This window comes from Salinispora fenicalii (assembly GCF_000514815.1).
In the GTDB taxonomy this organism is placed as follows: Bacteria; Actinomycetota; Actinomycetes; order Mycobacteriales; family Micromonosporaceae; genus Micromonospora; species Micromonospora fenicalii.
Window position 1 is genome coordinate 119,529 of the sequence record NZ_AZWQ01000017.1, and the last position, 17,534, is coordinate 137,062.

Below are 17,534 nucleotides of genomic sequence, written 5' to 3' on the forward strand. Positions count from 1 at the left end.
GGCCGGACGCCGCTCCGGCGTGCCGCGCGCCGCCCCGGCGAGCCGCGCGCCGGCCCCGCTGGTGGTTGGCGCGCGCCACACCGGGCGGCGCCTCCCGACGCGGCGGCCTTGTAGGGTACGGCCATGCCAGAGATCCTCGACCAGGCCCGCACCCAGGTACTGGAGAACGGCGTCGGCCTCGACGAGGCCGGCGTCCTCGCCGTGCTGAACCTCCCCGACGAGCACCTGCCCGCCGCCCTCCAGCTCGCGCACGAGGTACGGATGCGCTGGTGCGGGCCGGAGGTCGAGGTCGAGGGAATCGTCTCGCTGAAGACCGGTGGCTGCCCGGAAGACTGTCACTTCTGCTCGCAGTCTGGCCTGTTCACCTCGCCGGTCCGCGCGGTCTGGCTGGACATCCCGTCGCTTGTGGAGGCCGCGAAGCAGACCGCGAAGACCGGCGCGACCGAGTTCTGCATCGTGGCCGCCGTGCGCGGCCCGGACGACCGGCTGATGCGGCAGCTGCGGGAGGGCGTCGCCGCGATCCAGGCGGAGGTCGACATCCAGGTCGCGGCCTCGGTCGGCATGCTCACCCAGGAGCAGGTCGACGAGCTGGTCGAGATGGGCGTGCACCGCTACAACCACAACCTGGAGACCTGCCGCTCGTACTTCCCGAACGTGGTCACCACCCACTCCTGGGAGGAGCGCTGGGAGACGCTGCGGATGGTCCGCGAGTCCGGCATGGAGGTGTGCTGCGGTGGCATCCTCGGCCTCGGGGAGACCGTCGAACAGCGCGCCGAGTTCGCCGCCCAGCTCGCCGAGTTGGACCCGCACGAGGTTCCGCTGAACTTCCTCAACCCCCGGCCCGGCACCCCACTCGGTGACCGATCGGTGGTGGAGGGGAAGGACGCGCTGCGCGCCATCGCCGCGTTCCGGCTCGCCATGCCCCGCACGATCCTCCGGTACGCGGGTGGTCGCGAGCTCACGCTCGGCGATCTGGGTACCCGCAGCGGCTTGCTCGGCGGCATCAACGCGGTGATCGTCGGCAACTACCTGACCACGCTGGGTCGCCCGGCCACGACGGACCTCGAGCTCCTCCAGGACCTGAAGATGCCGGTCAAGGCGCTCTCCGCGACGCTGTGAGCCTGGCCGGGATGAGCAGCGACACGACGGGTTCAGCCCCGCTCGGTACGTCGACGACGGCCGGCAACCCGACGCGGGCCGGCGACCCGACGCGGGCCGGCGACCTGGCGGAAGCCGGCGCCTCCTGGTGCGACAGGTGCGGCACACCGGCCGACGAGGGGGACCACACCGCCTGCCGGGCCGCTCGGCAACTGGAGCCACCCCGCTACTGCGGGCACTGCCGGCGACGGATGAAAGTACAGGTGCTGCCGGTCGGTTGGGCGGCGGTCTGCGTCGAGCACGGCGAGACACGGGCTTAGCCGCGTCGAGGCACTGGCCCAGCCCGCACCTGGAGATTCCTCACAACATTCAAGAACTTCAATTGAAACTGGTGTGTTCGGCCAGTTCAGGACGGGGACAGGGCGACTCCACAAACGCTGAATAAGCGGACCGGAGGCAGCCCACCGTCCTGACATACGAACGTACTGTTGCCGCCCCCGCTCGCGGCGGGCGACAGTACGCCACACCAGCGGTGCCATCGACGCCGCCGCTCCCCGGACAACCCTGAGGAGATCGCGATGGCTCTACGACTCGCCGACGGGACCGCCTGGTCCGAGGTCCTCGACCGCGCGGTGGCCGCCGCCCCCGAAGCCTTCTCCGCCCCGACAGACGGCATCCGAACGCTGCACAACCTGATCGAGGGCGACTGGCGAGCGGTCGGCGCCCCGACCACCGTACGCACGCCGGTCGACAACACCACCCTGATCCGCCTCCCCCGGCTGGACGCGACGACCGCTCGCGCCGCGGTCGCCCACGCCGCCGCCGCCCACCGGGACTGGGCCGACACCCCCCTCGCCGAACGGAAGGCGCGGGTCACCGCGGCCCTGGATTCCCTGTCCGCCCACCGTGACCTCCTTGCCCTCCTGCTCGTCTGGGAGATCGGCAAGCCGTGGCGGCTCGCCGGCGCCGACGTTGACCGGGCACTCGATGGTGTCCGGTGGTACGTCAACGAGATCGACCGAATGCTCGCCGACGGCCGGGAACCACTTCCCGGGCCGGTGAGCAACATCGCCTCGTGGAACTACCCGATGAGCGTCCTGGTCCACGCCGAGCTGGTGCAACTCCTCGCCGGAAACGCCGTGATCGCCAAGACCCCGTCACAGGGGGGCGCGGTCTGCCTCACCGTCGCACACGCGTTAATGCGCCGGGCCGGTCTGCCCGCCACGCTGCTCTCCGGCAGCGGCGAGGAGCTTTCCGAGGTGCTGGTCCGCGCCCCGGAGGTCGGCGCGGTGGCGTTCGTCGGCGGGCGCTCCAACGGCGGGAAGGTGGCGGCAGCTCTGCTGGACACCGACAAGCGGCACTTCATCGAGCAGGAAGGGCTCAACGCCTGGGGGATCTGGAACTTCTCCCGGTGGGATCAGCTCGCCACGCACCTGAAGAAGGGCTTTGAGTACGGCAAGCAACGCTGCACCGCCTACCCACGCTTCGTCGTACAACGGAACCTGGTCGATCAGTTCCTCGACATGTACCTGCCGGTGGTGCGATCCGTACGGTTCGGACACCCGCTGGCGGTCGACGATGGATGGTCCGCCGGCGGCCCCCTCCCCGAGCTGGACTTCGGGCCCCTGATCAGCGCCGCCAAGGCTGACGAACTCCGTCGCAAGGTCGACGAGGCAGTCCGGGGCGGAGCGGTCCCGCTGCACCGGGGCCGGCTCGACGGGGCGCCGTTCCTCGCCGGACAGGACACCTCCGCCTACGTGGCGCCGTCGGTGCTGCTCGCCCCACCCGGTCGATCTCGGCTGATGCACGCCGAGCCGTTCGGGCCGGTCGACACGATCGTGGTGGTGGACACCACCGACGAACTCCTCGCCGCGATGAACGCCTCCAACGGCGCGCTGGTCGCCTCCCTCGCCTGCGACGACGAGGACGAGGCGGCGAAGCTCGCCATGGACGTGCAGGCGTTCAAGGTCGGCATCAACAAGCCCCGCTCCCGGGGCGACCGTCAGGAGCCGTTCGGTGGCCGGGGCGCCTCCTGGAAGGGGGCCTTCGTCGGTGGCGACCTGCTGGTCCAGGCGGTCACCGTCGGCGGCGCCGACGATCGCCTCTACGGCAACTTCCCGGACCGGACGGCGCTACCGCCGAACGTCTGACGCTGCAAGCGGCTCCGTCGACAGCAGAGCCGCCCCTGTCGCACGACGACGCCACACCACATGGACGGGCGGTGGATGGCCCAACAAGGTGCCATCCACCGCCCGAACAACATCAGTTGGTGCCTAACCCCACCCAACACCACCAAGCGAGGGTCGGAGCGGATAAGTTTCGCAAACCGCGCACATAGTGACAGACCGTGGGATACGAAGATTAGAAGTCGTTTCGGAATCCCTCGGAGCCCTTGGAGAATCATGAATCGCCATCGTCGCCAGAGGCTGAGAGCAGGCCCACTGGCGGGTCGCAAACGGTGGGTGGCCATCGGCGTCATGACACCGCTCACGTTCGCGTTCGTCGGCCTGACCGCCCCCGCCTTCGGCCACGTCTGGGGCAGCGGTACGAACACGAGTACGAGTACGACCGCCTACCCGGACGAGGAGTGGGGCTGGGACCAGGGGGACTGGGGCCTCGGACACTGGGACCAGGAAGGCTGGGACCGCGGACACTGGGACAAAAAGTGTGGACACGCATGCCCTTCCGGGCCGCCGGGCCCCTCAGGACCACCGGGACCCACCGGACCACCCGGCCCCACTGGACCACCCGGCCCAACAGGACCACCCGGCCCNGGACCACCCGGCCCAACAGGACCACCCGGCCCCACTGGACCACCCGGCCCAACAGGACCACCGGGACCCACCGGACCACCCGGCCCCACCGGACCACCCGGCCCCACTGGGCCACCCGGCCCCACCGGACCCTGCGCTGACATAGACAGCCTTGCCCCGTCAAACTCTGAGGAGTTCAGTGCGGTGGTTTCGGACGGGGTCACCTACGCCGGTCGCAGAAGTCTCACACCAGCACCGCCGGGGCCCTATACCTGGACCGACCTCAGCGGTAACGCCAACTACCCGGGAGAATCCGTTTGCGGGGTCGCCATCTCCGCCGCCGGCAATGACGCCTGGGTAAAGGTGCTGACGACTGATGGCGAGGTGTGGGAAACCGAATGCGCTACGCAGGGGCAGAACTTCACCTGCAACAACCCCTGGGTGCAGCTGACAACGCCGTCCTGAACAGAATGAATCCCGGGAAAGGAACGGTGGATGCACAGGTGATGGTGGTGGGTGACTTTCGGTCACCCACCACACCCGCCGCGGCGGGCAGTGGGACAGACGAAACGCCTCAGCCCTCGCCCTTATTGGTACGCGACACCTCATAGACCGGCTTCGCCCGCCGGCCCAGCAGCAGACCGAGCCAGGGCCACCGGGTCTCCAGGGCCCGGGCGAGGGCATAGTAGACGGCGACGACGACGGCGACCGTGCTGGCGGTCAACGCGGCGGAGGATTCAGCGTCGAGGATGATTCCCGTTTTGGAAGCGAGCCAGGCCAGCACGGCACCGACAGCGACCGGAACGGCGGTACGGATGACAGAGATCAGAAAGTCATTAAACATAGGAGCCCCCTCGGGGTGTGAGGTGGTGCTCCTTTAACAGTACGAGGGAATATGTTCGGGTGCGCCACCAAAATCATCGCCATTTGCGCACGGCGGACACTCGCACCTCCCTTGCACCTTGCCCTGTCGCGGACATCTCTCATGGTGACAAGAATTTGATATCCACAGCGGACCACAACGAACGATCACCGCGTTGCGACGGATAGGTCCAGCGATGCCCTGATCGGAGAGACGGCGGCGATCAACGGCACCGTCAGGGTGAGCAGCGAGCCGTCCCGGTCGACCGTCAATGGCCGGTCCAACCGGCGGACGGCCCGCAGCATCGGAGTGTTCCCCGCCTGGATGTGCAGATCCAAGGCGGCGTACCCGCTCTGCTCCGCCTGCCACACAACCCGCCGTAACAGTGCCGATCCGAGCCCACGGCGCTGCCAGTCGTCGCGTACCAGCAACGCCACCTCGGCCGTGTCCCCCTCACCGATCAGATTGGCCATCGCCACCACCGGCGCAGTTGGCGAATCGGAAGTGGTCGGTGCGGCCAGCAGAGTGACCCCCCGGGCTGGCTCCAACAGTCGACGCAACCGAGCCGGCGCAGGCCGAGCCGACCCACCGTGGTAGCGGCGGTTGCGGCTGCGCACCGAACACCGCTCGTGCAGGTCGACCACGCCGGGCAGGTCGCCGCCGACCGCTGGGCGTACGTCCAGCTCGGCACCGTCCGGCAGGCCGAGGGTGACCAGGTCGGCCCGCCCTCGAACCACCCGGCGAGTGGGCCCGTCCACCACCAGCGTCTGTGTTCCCCACCGCATCATGTGCTCCTCCCTTCCCCAGGTACGACCCTCCCCGACGGCTGTTGCAGAACCCATAACCCAAGGTGACGGGTCAGTTTCGGGGCCGAAAAGAGGTCGGTTTCGGGGCCGGGAAGAGTCGCGTTCTGAGGTAGGCCGCTGCCGTTGGCGACGATCAAACGCCCGGGCGTCAGGCGCCGAGGCCGTGCGAGGCCGCGCTGCCCTCGGCCGGATACCGGCCTTGACATCGGAAGTGAGCTGCCATCAACTATTCGGATGACCGAGCCGGCCATCGACGATTCCGCACCGACCGGCTCCCCGCCGGGTCTGGATCTGGGCCGGCTCGCCGGTCACCTCGCCGCGCACCGGCCAGATCTGGCCGCCGGGCCGCTGAGCGCCCAGTTGATCGCCGGCGGCCGGTCCAACCTGACGTACCTGCTCGCTGTTGGGGAGCGGGAGATCGTGCTGCGCCGGCCGCCCCTGGGCCACGTACTGGCCACCGCACACGACATGGCGCGGGAGTTCCGGGTGATCTCGGCGCTCGCCCCGACCGAGGTGCCGGTACCGAAGGCGCTGCTGCTCTGCACCGATCCAGAGGTGATCGGGGCGCCGTTCTACCTGATGGCCCACGTACCCGGCACGGTGTTCCGCTCCCGAGCGCAGACCGACCCCCTCCCCGGCGGGCAGCGACGGGAGCTGGCGATGGCGATGATGGACACCCTCGCCGCGCTGCACAGCGTGGACCCGGCGACGGTCGGCCTGGCTGACTTCGGCCGTCCGCAGGGCTTTCTCGCCCGCCAGGTCCGCCGCTGGTCCGGGCAGCTCGACGGCTCCCGAAGCCGGCCGCTGCCTGGCATTGACGAGCTACGTGACCGGCTGGCCAGCACCGCTCCGGAGAGTTCCGGCCCGGGGCGGATCGTGCACGGCGACTACCGGCTGGACAACCTCCTCGCCACCGTCAGCCCGGTCGCCGTTCGGGCGGTGCTCGACTGGGAGATGGCCACCCTCGGCGACCCCCTGGCCGACCTGGGCCTCCTGTTGACCTACTGGGATGCCATGGGCGGGGATGGGGTCCCGAACAATCCCGTCGCCGACGGGCTCGGGCCCCGAGCCGGCTTCCCGGCCGGTGCCGAGCTGATCGAGCGGTACGCGAGCCGCAGCGGGATCGATGTCGGCCCGCTGGACTGGCATGTGGCCCTGGGGTGCTTCAAACTCGCGGTGATCTGCGAGGGCATCCACTACCGGCACCGCCAGGGGCAGACCCTCGGCGAGGGCTTCGACCAGATCGGCGAGATGGTCGCACCGCTGGTCGCGTACGGGCTGACCGCCGTCACCAGGAGGAGCTGATGGACTTCACCTACGACGCCCACACCGAACGGCTGCGGGCCGAGCTGACCGACTTCCTGGAGCAGCAGGTATACCCGGCCGAGGCGGTCTACGCCGAGCAGGTCGCGGCTGCCGCAGACCAGTGGACTCGGCCGCCGGTACTGGCCGAGTTGCGGGCAGCGGCCCGCCAGCGGGGCCTGTGGAACCTCTTCCTCCCCGACCCCCACCACGGCGCCGGGCTGACCAACCTGCAGTACGCTCCGCTCGCCGAGCTGACCGGCCGGAGCCCGCACCTCGCGCCGGAGGCGCTTAACTGTGCGGCACCGGACACCGGCAACATGGAACTGCTGGCCGAGTTCGGCACCGAGGCGCAGCGGCAGCGGTGGCTGCGTCCGCTGTTGGCGGCGGAGATCCGCTCGGCGTTCTGCATGACTGAGCCGGAGGTCGCTTCCTCCGACGCCACCAACATCGCCACCCGGATCACCCGCGACGGCGACCACTACGTGATCAGCGGCCGCAAGTGGTGGTCGACCGGCGCCATGGACCCGGCCTGTCAGATCTTCGTGGTGATGGGCCGGACCGACCCGTCGGCCGACCGGCACCGGCAGCAGAGCATGATCCTGGTGCCGCGGGACACGCCTGGGGTCACCGTCCGGCGCGGGCTGCGTGTCTTCGGTTACCACGACGGCCCGCACGGTGGCCATGCCGAGATCGACTTCGATGACGTCCGGGTGCCGGTGGAGAATCTGATCGGTACGGAGGGGGCCGGCTTCGCGATCGCCCAGGCCCGGCTCGGCCCCGGCCGAATCCACCACTGTATGCGGTTGATCGGCATGGCGGAGCGGGCGCTGGAGTTGCTCTGCCGGCGCGCCCTCGACCGGGTGGCGTTCGGCCGGCCGATCGCCGAGCAGGGTGTGGTGCGCGAGTGGATCGCCGAGGCGCGGGTCCGCATCGAGCAGTCCCGGCTGCTGGTGCTCAAGACGGCCTGGCTGATGGACACGGTCGGCAACAAGGGCGCGCACACCGAGATCCAAGCCATCAAGATCGACACACCGTCGATGACGGAATGGGTGATCGACAAGGCGATCCAGGCGCACGGGGGCGCTGGCGTCAGCCAGGACACCCCGCTGGCGGCGCTCTGGGCCCAGGCCCGCACCCTACGTCTCGCCGATGGGCCGGACGAAGTCCACAAGGCCGCCCTGGCCCGCCGCGAACTCCGCCGCTACACCTAAAAATTCGCTGCACCGGACACCACCTCCCGGTGCAGACCCATCGGAGGCGGTCAGGTGCTGGCGCGCTCGACCAACTCGGTGTCCAGCAGGATGTTGGTGGTGGCCCGTTGCTCGCCACGGATCCGGGACACCAGCAACTGGGCCATCTGCCGTCCCATCTCCTCAATCGGCTGGAAGACGGTGGTCAGCGGCGGGTCCGACTGACGGGCGATCGGCGCGTCGTCGAAGCCCACCACGGCCACGTCCTCCGGCACCCGCCGACCGGCTTCCCGCAACGTCCGGAGCGCACCGAACGCCATCAGGTCCGAGGCGGCGAAGACCGCGTCCAGGTCCGGGCACGCGGCCAGCAGCTGACGCATCGCAGCCTCCCCGCTGCCCTCGCTGAAGTCCCCGTACGCGATCAGGTCTGGCCTTCCCCCACTCGGCGTCTTCGCGACCGCCTCCTGGTAGCCGGTCAGCCGCCCCAGGCCGGCACCCATGTCCTGGGGGCCGGCGATGGTCGCGATCCGCTGCCGTCCCCGCCCGACGAGGTACTCCACCGCGCGCCGGGCCCCACCGACGTTGTCCGCGTCCACGAGCCAGGCCGGCTCCGCGTCGGAGTGCATCATCTGGGCTGGCCGGCCGCCGAGCACGGTGGGCAGGCCCCGCTCTTCTAGCAGCGTGGGCAGCGGGTCGGCGTCGTGCAGCGACAAGAGCAGGACGCCGTCGACGTGCTGGTTGGTCAGGTGGTGCTCGACCCGTTCCCGCTCGATCGGGGACTGAACCATGACGAGCCAGAGCTGGAACGGGGTTCCCAGCAGGCCAGAGCTGACGCCCCGCACGATGCCGGCGAAGAACGGCTCGGCGAACACCCGGTCCCCGGATTCTGACACCACCAGTGCGATCGAGTCGGTCCGCTGGGTGACCAGGGCGCGAGCGGCCCGGTTCGGCACGTATCCCAGTTCCGCGATGGCCCGCTGCACCGCGGCGCGGGCCTCGGGACTGACCTGGGGTGAACCGTTGACGACGCGGGAGACCGTGCCACGGCCAACGCCGGCACGTGCGGCGACCGCATCGAGAGTCGGGCGCCCGAGCGAGCGGGTGCGCTGCGTTGTCATCGTTTGCTCCTCCGACGGCGGAAGGCCCCGATGCCCACCCGGGTGGCACCGGGACCACCCGGATAGCTGGTTCGAGCCTATTCTGCGGCCAGACCGTTACGTCGGATTGTCTCGGCGTACCAGCGACCGCTGGACTTCAGGGTGCGGGCCTGACTGCGGTAGTCGACGTGAATCATGCCGAAGCGCTTCGTGTAACCCCAGGCCCACTCGAAGTTATCCATCAACGACCAGGCGAAATAGCCGTGCAGCGGGACACCCGCGGCGATCGCCTGATGTGCGGCGCGCAGATGTGCCTCGAAGTAGGCCGTTCGGTCCGGGTCGTCCACCCGACCGTCCACGACCGCATCCACGAAAGCCGAACCGTTCTCAGTGATGTAGAGCGGCAGGTCGGTGTACTCCTCGTACACGCGCCGCAAAGTCTCGACCAGCCCGGGAGGGTCGATCTCCCAGTCCATGTCGGTGACCGGTATGCCCCGGGTGACAAAGCGGACGGCTTCGCTGCCGGGCCAGCACGACGGTTTACGCCAGTACGGCTCCGGTGGGGCCGTCACCGTCGGCGCAGCGACCACGTGCCGGCTGTAGTAGTTGATTCCGACCAGATCCAGCGGGGCGGCGATGGTGGTCAGGTCCTCCGCACGCACGTGCCCGAAGTCGGTGACCTGCCTGAGGTCGGACATCAGATCCGCCGGGTACGACCCGCGCAGCAGTGGGTCGAGGAAGAACCGGTTCGCCAGCCCGTCGATCCGGCGGGCCGCGTCGGCGTCGTCGGGCGAGTCGGTGGCCGGGGTCACCGGGTACAGGTTGAGCGTCACCCCGACCTGGACCTCGGACCGGGCCGCCGCCCGCAGCGCCGGCACGGCCAGCCCATGGCCGAGCAGCAGGTGGTGACCGGCGTGGACCGCGGCGGCGGGGTCGGACCGACCCGGGGCGTGCGCCCCGGAGCCGTACCCGAGGAACGCCGAACACCATGGCTCGTTGAGCGTGGTCCAGTACCGGACCCGATCACCGAGCGCGCCGGCGACCAGGGCGGCGTAGTCGGCGAAGCGGGCGGCGGTGTCCCGGGCCGGCCAGCCGCCCGCGTCCTCCAGCGGCTGCGGCAGGTCCCAGTGGTAGAGCGTCAGCCACGGCTCAATGCCGTTCGCCAACAGTTGGTCCACCAGCCGCCGGTAGAAATCCAGTCCCTCCTGGTTGATCGGGCCGGTGCCGCCCGGCTGCACCCGAGGCCAGGAGACCGAGAAGCGGTACGACTTCAGCCCCAGCTCGGCCATGAGGGCGACGTCCCAGTCGAGCCGGTGGTAGTGGTCGCACGCCACGTCACCGGTGTGCCCGCCCACCACCCGACCCGGGGTGTGGCTGAAGGTGTCCCAGATCGACGGGGTCCGGCCGCCGACGGCCGCCGCGCCCTCGATCTGGTAGGCCGCGGTGGCGGCGCCCCAGAGGAAGCCAGGCGGGAAGGTCAGCGGCGGGCGCTCGGCGAGAACGTCGGCGGCGGGTGGACTCGCAGGATTGCTCACGACTTGACGGCACCTTCCATGATCCCGCCGATGATCTGGCGACCGAATAGGAGGAAGACGATGACCAGTGGCAGGGTGCCGACGGCGGTGGCGGCGAAGACCTGCGAATAGTCGGTGTAGTACGCGTACGACAGGAAGGAGAGGGAGACCTGCAGCGTCGGGTTCTCCGGGGTGAGCACCGCGTACGGCCAGAGGAACGAGTTCCAGGTCTCCATGAAGGTCAGCAGCCCCAGGACCCCGGCTGCTGGGCGCAGCGCGGGCAGCACGATGTTCCAGTAGATCCGCAGGGTGCTGGCCCCGTCAACCCGGCCGGCCTCGATCAGCTCGTCGGAGACCGCCTGGCTGGCGTACTGCCGCATCATGAAGACACCGAAGGCGGTGACCAGGAACGGCACGGTGACCGCGTAGAGCGTGTCGTACCACCCCAACGTCTGCATCATTCCCCAGAGCGGGATGATGCCCAGCTGGGTGGGGATCATCATCGTCACGATGATGGAGAGCAGCAGGACGTTGCGGCCCCGGAAGCGCAGCTTCGCGAAGGCGAAGCCGGCCAGCGAGCCGGTGAGGACCACCGACACGGTGACCACCGAGGAGACGATGATCGAGTTCATCATGCCGGTGAGGAAGTTGGCCGCGTCGTTGTCGAGGACCCGGCCGAAGTTGTCGGTGAAGGCACCACCGGGGGTGACCGGCGGCGGCACATCGTTGATCGAGTCCAGGGTACGGGTGCCGATCACCACCACGTAGTAGAAGGGGTAGATCGACAGTAGGGTCGCCAGGACGAGGGCCAGGTAGGTCAACGGACTGGTGCGCCAGAGGCGCTTGGATGCGGAGATCATCGAGGGCTCCTCACTTGGCCGCGCGGCGGACGAGGACGAAGTTGAGCAGCGACATCAGGCCGATAATCATGAAGAGGGCCCAGGCGACAGCCGCCCCGTAACCGGCGCTGTTCAAATTCGTGATACCCATCTCGTACATGTACATGGCCAGGGTCTGGAAGTCGCGCTGGGTGCCGCCGATGATGTTGCCGTTGGCGAAGAGCAGCGGTTCGGTGAAGAGCTGCATCCCGCCGATCGTGGAGAGGATGACCACGAAGATGAACGTCGGCCGGAGCAGCGGCAGGGTGATCCGCCAGAACTGCCGCCACTGGCCGGCACCGTCGATCTCCGCCGCCTCGTAGAGGTCCCGGGGGATCGCCTGCATGCCGGCGAGCAGGATCAGGGTGTTGTACCCCGTCCACCGCCAGTTGACCATGGACGCGATCGCCGTCCAGGAGCTCCAGGTCTGCCCGTCCCAGTCGATCTGGTCGATCCCGACGAACCCGAGCAGCCAGTTGACCAGCCCGTACTCCCGTTGGTAGAGCATGCCGAAGACGATCGCGACCGCGGCGACCGAGACAACGTTCGGGATGAAGATGGCCATCCGGAAGAAGGTCTTGGCCCGCAGCAGGGTGCGGTTGAGCAGGTTCGCCAGGAAGAGCGCCAGCAACAGCTGCGGGACGGTCGACAGTGCGAAGATGCCGAAGGTGTTGACCAGCGCGTTCCAGAAGTAGTCGTCGGAGAGCAGCCGGGTGTAGTTGTCCAACCCGATGAAGGTGCGATCTCCGATCATGTCCCAGTCGTGCAGCGACATCCAGAGGGTACGCAGCATCGGGTAGAGCCCGAAGATGCCAAAGATCAGGAAGAACGGCGCGATGTAGAGGTACGGCGAGTACTTGATGTCCAGGTGGGCCAGGGAGCGGCGCGGGCGCTTGCGGGTACCGCCGGGCGGGGGTGGTGCTGCCGGGGTCGGCGGCGCCGCGGTGGTCGAGTGACTCATGTCAGCGCTCCGCTGCGTTCCGCGCCGCCCTGTGGTGCTGGGAGGCCAGGTCGACCGGCGGCTCGCTTACGGTGGCTCATGGGGATTCCTTTCCTGGCAGGGTCCGTGCCCTCGCGCAGGGCGCCACGCACCACGCAGTACCAGCAGGTGGCCGCACCCCGGTCCGGGACCGACCGGTGGCGCCCGGAACGATTTCCGAACGCCACCAGGTCGGATTCACTCAGAAGGCGCCCTGAATCTGGGCATCTTTGATGAACTGCTGCCAGGCCTCGTCCTCACTGGCCTGTCCGTTCTCGAACGCTCGCAGGGCCAGCCCGAAGGCGTTCTCCTTCACCGCCTGGTGCTTCGGCCCCAGGTGGATCGGCTCGATCTTGCTGACGCTCTCGCCGAAGATCTTCCCGGTCGGGGCGTCACTGAAGTACTCGTTGGTGTAGCTGAGGAAGGTCTCGTCCTGCAGCGCCTCCAGGTGGGTGGGGAGCGGACCCTTGGCCTTGAAGGCCTCCACCTGACTGGTGCCGTTGGTCAGGAACTCGGCGAGCTTCGCCGCTTCCTCGTGGTACGAGCTCTGCTCCGGCACGGCCAGCCAGGAGCCGCCCCAGTTGCCGCCGCCGCCGGGCACCGCCGCCACGTCCCACTTGCCCTTGTTCGCCTCACCGGAGTTCTCCGCGACGATGCCGAGCATCCAGGACGGGCAGAAGGTGGCCGCGAAGCTGCCCTGCTTGAAGCCGGCGGACCACTCCGGTGACCAGGTCGCGGCCTTGGCGGAGATGTCAACCATCGAGATCGCGGTGTCCCAGGCCGCCTTCACCGCGGGGCTGGTGTCCGCGATGATGTTGTTCTCCTTGTCGTAGAAGAGGTCGTCACCCTGCTGGAACAGTGACGCGTCGGAGACGGCGGTGATCGAGTCGATGAGGGCCTTGCCGCCGCTGCCCTCCTGGTACGCGCGGCCGGTCTCCAGGAAGCTTTCCCAGTCCGGCCAGAGCGCCGAGACCTCATCCCGCTCGGTGGGAAGCCCGGCCGCCTCGAAGAGGTCCTTGCGGTAGCAGACGGCGAGGCTGCCGACGTCGGTCGGCAGACCCATCAGTCGGCCGTCCGGCGCCTTGCCCAGCTCCCACTTCCAGGGCAGGTAGTCCTCGGAAAGGTCGTCGACCAGCGGGGCGAGATCCACCCAGTTGCGCGGGTTGGACTTGAACTCGTTGAGGATTCCCTCCTCGAGCGCGACCACGTCGCCCGCACCCTTGCCGGTGGCCAGGTAGCGCACCAGCTTGGGTCGGTACTCACCCAGCTGCGCGGTCTTGCGCAACTCGATCTTGATGCCGGTGTCCTTCTCGTACTGTTTGATGAGTTCTTCGTAGCCGAACTCACCGAACGTCTCAACGATTAGCTTGCTGGGCTTCTCGCCCGCCGCCGGTTCGTCGTCGTTGCCGCAGGCCGCGAGGCCGCCGACGGCGGTGATCGCGGCAAGGGCGCTGGCCGCCAGGCGGGAACGCCGCGTGGTGAGGCTCATCCTGACCCCTCTTTTCGATGTGAGGCTGCGTCTGTCGTGATGGGAGATGCGGTACGGGGCGTCGACCGACGATGATGGATTCGACGACGGTCCGGCGTGGACAAATGAGCCGTACCACACCACTGGGAACGCTCCCATGAGATTGCCGGGAGGTGTCAGACGTGTCAATAGGCCGATGGGAGCGATTCCCAGATCGTTACCGCGCGCCCGCGATCCGCGCCGCGAAATGGTGCTTATTCCGGGTCAGCGACCCGAAACGGCGAGATAGGTCAGCAGAATCGACGAAGCAGCGTGCCCGCCCGACCGGAATCGAAGACGGCCGGATCAAAGCGGTCCCCCGCCCAGTCACGCAACGTGTGGTGCTCGGGATGCCCCGGATCGGCGAACGCGGCCAGCAGCGCCAGGTAGCCAGCCGCACCGCCGACATCCTCCGGCGGGCACGCCCGCTCCCCATCCAAACAGTCGGGGTAGCGCTCGTCCGGATCCGCCAGGAGGACGTCCTCCACCACCAGATCGTGCTCCCACCAGTTGCCGAAGTCGTAGGTGTAGTGGAACCGGTTGCCCTTACCGACGACCGCGTCCAGCCGCACGTCCAGCTCATCGCGGAGCGACAGCTCACCGTCCGGATCGGGCTCCCCGTACTGCTCGCCGTCGACCTCAAACGAATGCAGGTGGCAGTCCCGCCAACCCATCGCGTGCTGCACCACCCGGTGCACCCGGTCGAGGGTGAAGCCGCCCGGGACCAGCACCCGGCGCCAGACCAGCGGCCGGACCCCGGCCAGGGAAATCCTCAGCTGGAAGATCTGACGCGGCATGCTATCCCGTCCTCCCGCAGAATAAGCTGCGACCATGATCTGCCGAGCGTGCCGGGCGAGGCGGCACAACGACTGTCGCGGCCGAAACTGGTGTGACTGTCAGCACCGTACCCCTCAGCCGCCCCCTCCGGTCACGGGTCCGGCCAGCGAATGACCGTCGGAACGCCAATTACCGCCCTCTGGCCAACACCATCCAGCACACCACTCGACGACTGGGAGCTCACCGCCCGCTACGGCCGGGCCGATCGACCACACCTGCGCGTGAACTTTGTGACCAGCGTGGATGGCGCGGTCACCGTTGACGGCTATTCGGCCGGTCTCTCCGGCGAGCCGGACAAGCGGGTCTTTCGACTGCTGCGGATGCTCTGCGACGGTCTCGTGGTCGCCGCCGGCACGATGCGCCACGAGCGGTACCGGCCACTGCGCCTGGACGAACGACGCCGCGCCTGGCGCCGGGAGCACGGCCTACCGGAGTGCCCGACCCTGGTCGTGGTCTCCGGCTCGGTCAACCTCGACCCGACCCATCCCGCCCTCGCTGACGCACCGGTACGCCCGATCGTGCTCACGCACGCCGCCGCCACCGCCCCGCCCGGCCTGGCCGACGTCGCCGACCTCGTCGAATGCGGCGACGGCCGGGTGGACCTCGCCGCCGGCCTGGCCGAGCTGCGTCGCCGCGGGCTCGGCCAGCTGCTCTGCGAGGGCGGTCCGCGCCTCTTCGGCGCGCTCACCGCGGCCGACCTGGTGGACGAGGTCTGCCTGACCGTCGCCCCGCTGCTCGCCGGCGCCGGGCCGGGCCGGATCAGCGCCGGGGAGCCCAGTCCGGTGCGGCACCTGCCGCTGCGGCACGTGCTCGCCGCCGGCGACGGCGGGCTACTGCTCCGCTACGCCCGCTGACCCATTGCGGGCCTCGCATATCCGGCCGGTGAAGGCGGGGTCGGCCTCCCGGCCCGCCGACCAGACCGGATTGATCCGCAGGGCCAACGGAGGTGGCTGCCAGGCCGCACCGAACCGCTGCAGCACCTCGTACTGCATCTCCGAGCGCTGCACCGACTCGCCGGAGAGGAAGTCGAGCACCAGGTCCGCGACATCAAACCGGCCGACCAGCTCACCATGGAACGCGGGCAGCTCGTAGACCGGGATCCGGTGGTACTGGCCGGGCGGTGCCTCGATCGCGGTGACCGTCGGCAGGAAGGCCACCATCCGCACTCCCGCCACCGGGCAGAGCGTGCGGTTCCGGTAGAACGGGGCATCGGAAAGCAGCGAACGGATGAAGTCCTGGTCCGGCACCTCGTCCGAGGTGTCGGTGATGTTCCAGAGCGACTGCAGCAGCCGTAGCTCCCAACCGGCCACGACGCCCCACCCCCGCCTGATCTGCGCGGGCGGGTAATACACCCGGCCCGGCATCACCAGCGGGCTGAACAGCAGCACCGCCTCCACCTCCGTCACCGGCCACCGCTCCAGGTAGGTCCGGGCCACCATGGCCCCCTCGCTGTGCCCGAGCAGGGCAATCGGCCGGTTGGTCCGCTCGTGCAGGACCTTGACATGCTCCGCCAGCAGGGCCGCGCTTTCGCCCAACGACCGGTGGGTGGCCACCGCCGTGTACGGCAAGGGCCGGTCCTGTTCGTCCAGCCCGAGGTAGGAGTACCGCTCCACCCGCGGATCCACCGCCGGTTCCCCGTCGTACTCGGAGTCGTGCCCGCCCAGGGCGATCACCGCGTACGGGACCGAGTCCGGTAACGGCTCGGTCATGATCGGCGGTCGCCACCCACCACGCCCGCCCTGGACTTCCTCGGCGATCAGCGGCATCGCCGGGAAGCTAAACAGGATGAGCGCGACCAGCAGGGGCACCACCGGCACGAGCCGGAGGCGAACCCGGCGGCCGGGAGCCACCGCGGCGGCGACGCCCTTTCGCCAGAGCAGCGCGTTAAACGCGCCGCAGACGGCGGCCAACGGGACACCCCACCACAGGGGCACCGACGACATCACCGCACCGGCGACGGTGAGGAAGATGAAGTTCAGCCACGCCCACCCCACCACCTCCAGCCGCGGCAGGCCACGCCACCAGTCGGCGGCCACCCCGGCCCGCAGCAGGAACGGGGCGAGCAGCAACAGCGGCAACAGCGAGGCGATCAGATACCAGGAGAGCCCGGTCGTGGCGAACGCCATCGACAGGGCCACCCACGGCGAGAGGATCACCGCGGTCAGGAGGGCGACCCAGATGTTGCGCCGGAGCAGCCAGCGCCACGACGGGCAGGGGACCTCGTCCGGCCAGGCCAGTTTCGCCATGACGGTGGTGAGGACTCCCCGCAGCGCTGACATCCCCACCAACGTGATGAAGAACCCGGGGATGGTGCGGTGGTAGACGAAGAGCCAACGCAGCTCCTGGAAGGTGCCGTACGGCCAGACGGCGCTCACCTGCGGCGGCAGCCCGCGGACGGCTTGGAACCCGAGCGCCGCGATGATCGCCGCCGCTATCGCCGGCAGCACCGCCGCCAGCGCGACCAGCGCCTTGAACCGACCGCGGGGCGTCCGCAGCAACTCCTCCCACACTTTCATCCGATACAGCATCGCCCAGCTCCCGCCCCGCTCGTGGCGAATCCGCTGATGATCACCCGGCCGGGCCGCCCGTCGCGCTCGCCGCCCAGCACGCCCTTCGCTCACTGGCCCAGCGCGGGTGCGGGGCGGGCACGGCGTGGTCTCCGCCGCGTCACGTGGCGGTCGGTCGTAGGTCTCGGGCAGGATGCAGGA

16 protein-coding genes are annotated in these 17,534 nt (G+C 69.2%); 7 read left to right on the forward strand and 9 right to left on the reverse strand.

Annotated features, from left to right (window positions below; genetic code table 11):
• Nucleotides 1–123: 123 nt before the first annotated feature.
• The 4 genes from bioB to B116_RS28750 all read left to right on the forward strand — a co-directional run bounded on the left by bioB (nucleotide 124) and on the right by B116_RS28750 (nucleotide 4,316).
• The gene (bioB, locus tag B116_RS0107480; RefSeq protein WP_027659669.1) at nucleotides 124–1,119 is read left to right on the forward strand and encodes a biotin synthase BioB; all 996 of its coding nucleotides are present in this window, start codon (nucleotides 124–126) and stop codon (nucleotides 1,117–1,119) included.
• A gap of 11 nt (nucleotides 1,120–1,130) precedes the next feature.
• A complete protein-coding gene (gene bsaP / locus B116_RS0107485; protein ID WP_397540633.1) occupies nucleotides 1,131–1,418 on the forward strand; it encodes a biotin synthase auxiliary protein BsaP in 288 nt (95 codons plus the stop codon).
• 258 nt (nucleotides 1,419–1,676) lie between these two features.
• Complete coding sequence (locus B116_RS0107490) at nucleotides 1,677–3,248, forward strand: aldehyde dehydrogenase family protein (RefSeq protein WP_027659671.1); 1,572 nt, start codon at nucleotides 1,677–1,679, stop codon at nucleotides 3,246–3,248.
• A 252-nt stretch (nucleotides 3,249–3,500) separates the two neighbouring features.
• On the forward strand, nucleotides 3,501–4,316 hold the full coding sequence (locus B116_RS28750) for a hypothetical protein (protein ID WP_155255725.1): 816 nt from the start codon (nucleotides 3,501–3,503) through the stop codon (nucleotides 4,314–4,316).
• A gap of 109 nt (nucleotides 4,317–4,425) precedes the next feature.
• Here the strand turns inward: B116_RS28750 and B116_RS0107505 are convergent, their stop codons facing one another.
• Complete coding sequence (locus B116_RS0107505) at nucleotides 4,426–4,695, reverse strand: hypothetical protein (RefSeq protein WP_018721713.1); 270 nt, start codon at nucleotides 4,693–4,695, stop codon at nucleotides 4,426–4,428.
• Nucleotides 4,696–4,880: 185 nt separating this feature from the next.
• Nucleotides 4,881–5,501, reverse strand: coding sequence for a GNAT family N-acetyltransferase (locus tag B116_RS0107510; RefSeq protein WP_027659673.1), 621 nt, complete (start codon nucleotides 5,499–5,501; stop codon nucleotides 4,881–4,883).
• A 252-nt stretch (nucleotides 5,502–5,753) separates the two neighbouring features.
• Here B116_RS0107510 and B116_RS0107515 point away from each other — a divergent pair, with 252 nt between their 5' ends.
• Both B116_RS0107515 and B116_RS0107520 read left to right on the forward strand, forming a co-directional pair.
• Entirely contained in the window at nucleotides 5,754–6,824 is a 1,071-nt protein-coding gene (locus B116_RS0107515) for a phosphotransferase family protein (protein WP_027659674.1), read from the forward strand.
• The gene (locus tag B116_RS0107520; protein ID WP_027659675.1) at nucleotides 6,824–8,035 is read left to right on the forward strand and encodes an acyl-CoA dehydrogenase family protein; all 1,212 of its coding nucleotides are present in this window, start codon (nucleotides 6,824–6,826) and stop codon (nucleotides 8,033–8,035) included. Before B116_RS0107515 ends, B116_RS0107520 begins: the two co-directional genes overlap by 1 nt.
• Nucleotides 8,036–8,085: 50 nt before the next feature.
• Here the strand turns inward: B116_RS0107520 and B116_RS0107525 are convergent, their stop codons facing one another.
• The 6 genes from B116_RS0107525 to B116_RS0107550 all read right to left on the reverse strand — a co-directional run bounded on the left by B116_RS0107525 (nucleotide 8,086) and on the right by B116_RS0107550 (nucleotide 14,786).
• Nucleotides 8,086–9,132, reverse strand: coding sequence for a LacI family DNA-binding transcriptional regulator (locus B116_RS0107525; RefSeq protein WP_018721717.1), 1,047 nt, complete (start codon nucleotides 9,130–9,132; stop codon nucleotides 8,086–8,088).
• 77 nt (nucleotides 9,133–9,209) lie between these two features.
• Nucleotides 9,210–10,646 carry a GH1 family beta-glucosidase gene (locus tag B116_RS0107530; protein ID WP_027659676.1) on the reverse strand — a complete coding sequence of 479 codons (1,437 nt, stop codon included), beginning with the start codon at nucleotides 10,644–10,646 and terminating at the stop codon, nucleotides 9,210–9,212.
• Entirely contained in the window at nucleotides 10,643–11,485 is an 843-nt protein-coding gene (locus B116_RS0107535; RefSeq protein WP_027659677.1) for a carbohydrate ABC transporter permease, read from the reverse strand. The genes B116_RS0107530 and B116_RS0107535 overlap by 4 nt, the downstream gene beginning before the upstream one ends.
• 10 nt (nucleotides 11,486–11,495) lie before the next feature.
• Nucleotides 11,496–12,464, reverse strand: a complete 969-nt coding sequence (locus B116_RS0107540; RefSeq protein WP_027659678.1) for a carbohydrate ABC transporter permease — start codon at nucleotides 12,462–12,464, stop codon at nucleotides 11,496–11,498.
• Between the two features lie 220 nt (nucleotides 12,465–12,684).
• Nucleotides 12,685–13,971: an ABC transporter substrate-binding protein gene (locus tag B116_RS0107545; RefSeq protein ID WP_027659679.1), complete on the reverse strand. Its 1,287-nt coding sequence runs from the start codon at nucleotides 13,969–13,971 to the stop codon at nucleotides 12,685–12,687.
• A 269-nt stretch (nucleotides 13,972–14,240) separates the two neighbouring features.
• Complete coding sequence (locus tag B116_RS0107550; protein ID WP_018721722.1) at nucleotides 14,241–14,786, reverse strand: plasmid pRiA4b ORF-3 family protein; 546 nt, start codon at nucleotides 14,784–14,786, stop codon at nucleotides 14,241–14,243.
• 150 nt (nucleotides 14,787–14,936) lie between these two features.
• Between B116_RS0107550 and B116_RS0107555 the strand changes: the two genes are divergently transcribed.
• Nucleotides 14,937–15,680 (forward strand): pyrimidine reductase family protein, encoded by a 744-nt coding sequence (locus B116_RS0107555; RefSeq protein ID WP_027659680.1) that lies wholly within the window; start codon nucleotides 14,937–14,939, stop codon nucleotides 15,678–15,680.
• Here B116_RS0107555 and B116_RS0107560 read toward each other — a convergent pair.
• On the reverse strand, nucleotides 15,657–17,342 hold the full coding sequence (locus B116_RS0107560) for an alpha/beta fold hydrolase (RefSeq protein WP_027659681.1): 1,686 nt from the start codon (nucleotides 17,340–17,342) through the stop codon (nucleotides 15,657–15,659). The two genes, B116_RS0107555 and B116_RS0107560, sit on opposite strands and share 24 nt — an antisense overlap.
• Nucleotides 17,343–17,534: the final 192 nt, after the last annotated feature.

Bases quoted from the DNA above. Each gene is read 5' to 3' on its own strand.
- bsaP (WP_397540633.1), top strand. From the start codon at position 1,131: ATGAGCAGCGACACGACGGGTTCAGCCCCGCTCGGTACGTCGACGACG.
- B116_RS0107545 (WP_027659679.1), bottom strand. From the start codon at position 13,971: ATGAGCCTCACCACGCGGCGTTCCCGCCTGGCGGCCAGCGCCCTTGCC.
- B116_RS0107520 (WP_027659675.1), top strand. From the start codon at position 6,824: ATGGACTTCACCTACGACGCCCACACCGAACGGCTGCGGGCCGAGCTG.
- B116_RS0107515 (WP_027659674.1), top strand. From the start codon at position 5,754: ATGACCGAGCCGGCCATCGACGATTCCGCACCGACCGGCTCCCCGCCG.
- bioB (WP_027659669.1), top strand. From the start codon at position 124: ATGCCAGAGATCCTCGACCAGGCCCGCACCCAGGTACTGGAGAACGGC.
- B116_RS0107535 (WP_027659677.1), bottom strand. From the start codon at position 11,485: ATGATCTCCGCATCCAAGCGCCTCTGGCGCACCAGTCCGTTGACCTAC.
- B116_RS0107560 (WP_027659681.1), bottom strand. From the start codon at position 17,342: ATGAAAGTGTGGGAGGAGTTGCTGCGGACGCCCCGCGGTCGGTTCAAG.
- B116_RS0107550 (WP_018721722.1), bottom strand. From the start codon at position 14,786: ATGCCGCGTCAGATCTTCCAGCTGAGGATTTCCCTGGCCGGGGTCCGG.
- B116_RS0107510 (WP_027659673.1), bottom strand. From the start codon at position 5,501: ATGATGCGGTGGGGAACACAGACGCTGGTGGTGGACGGGCCCACTCGC.
- B116_RS0107490 (WP_027659671.1), top strand. From the start codon at position 1,677: ATGGCTCTACGACTCGCCGACGGGACCGCCTGGTCCGAGGTCCTCGAC.
- B116_RS0107505 (WP_018721713.1), bottom strand. From the start codon at position 4,695: ATGTTTAATGACTTTCTGATCTCTGTCATCCGTACCGCCGTTCCGGTC.
- B116_RS0107540 (WP_027659678.1), bottom strand. From the start codon at position 12,464: ATGAGTCACTCGACCACCGCGGCGCCGCCGACCCCGGCAGCACCACCC.
- B116_RS0107525 (WP_018721717.1), bottom strand. From the start codon at position 9,132: ATGACAACGCAGCGCACCCGCTCGCTCGGGCGCCCGACTCTCGATGCG.
- B116_RS0107555 (WP_027659680.1), top strand. From the start codon at position 14,937: ATGACCGTCGGAACGCCAATTACCGCCCTCTGGCCAACACCATCCAGC.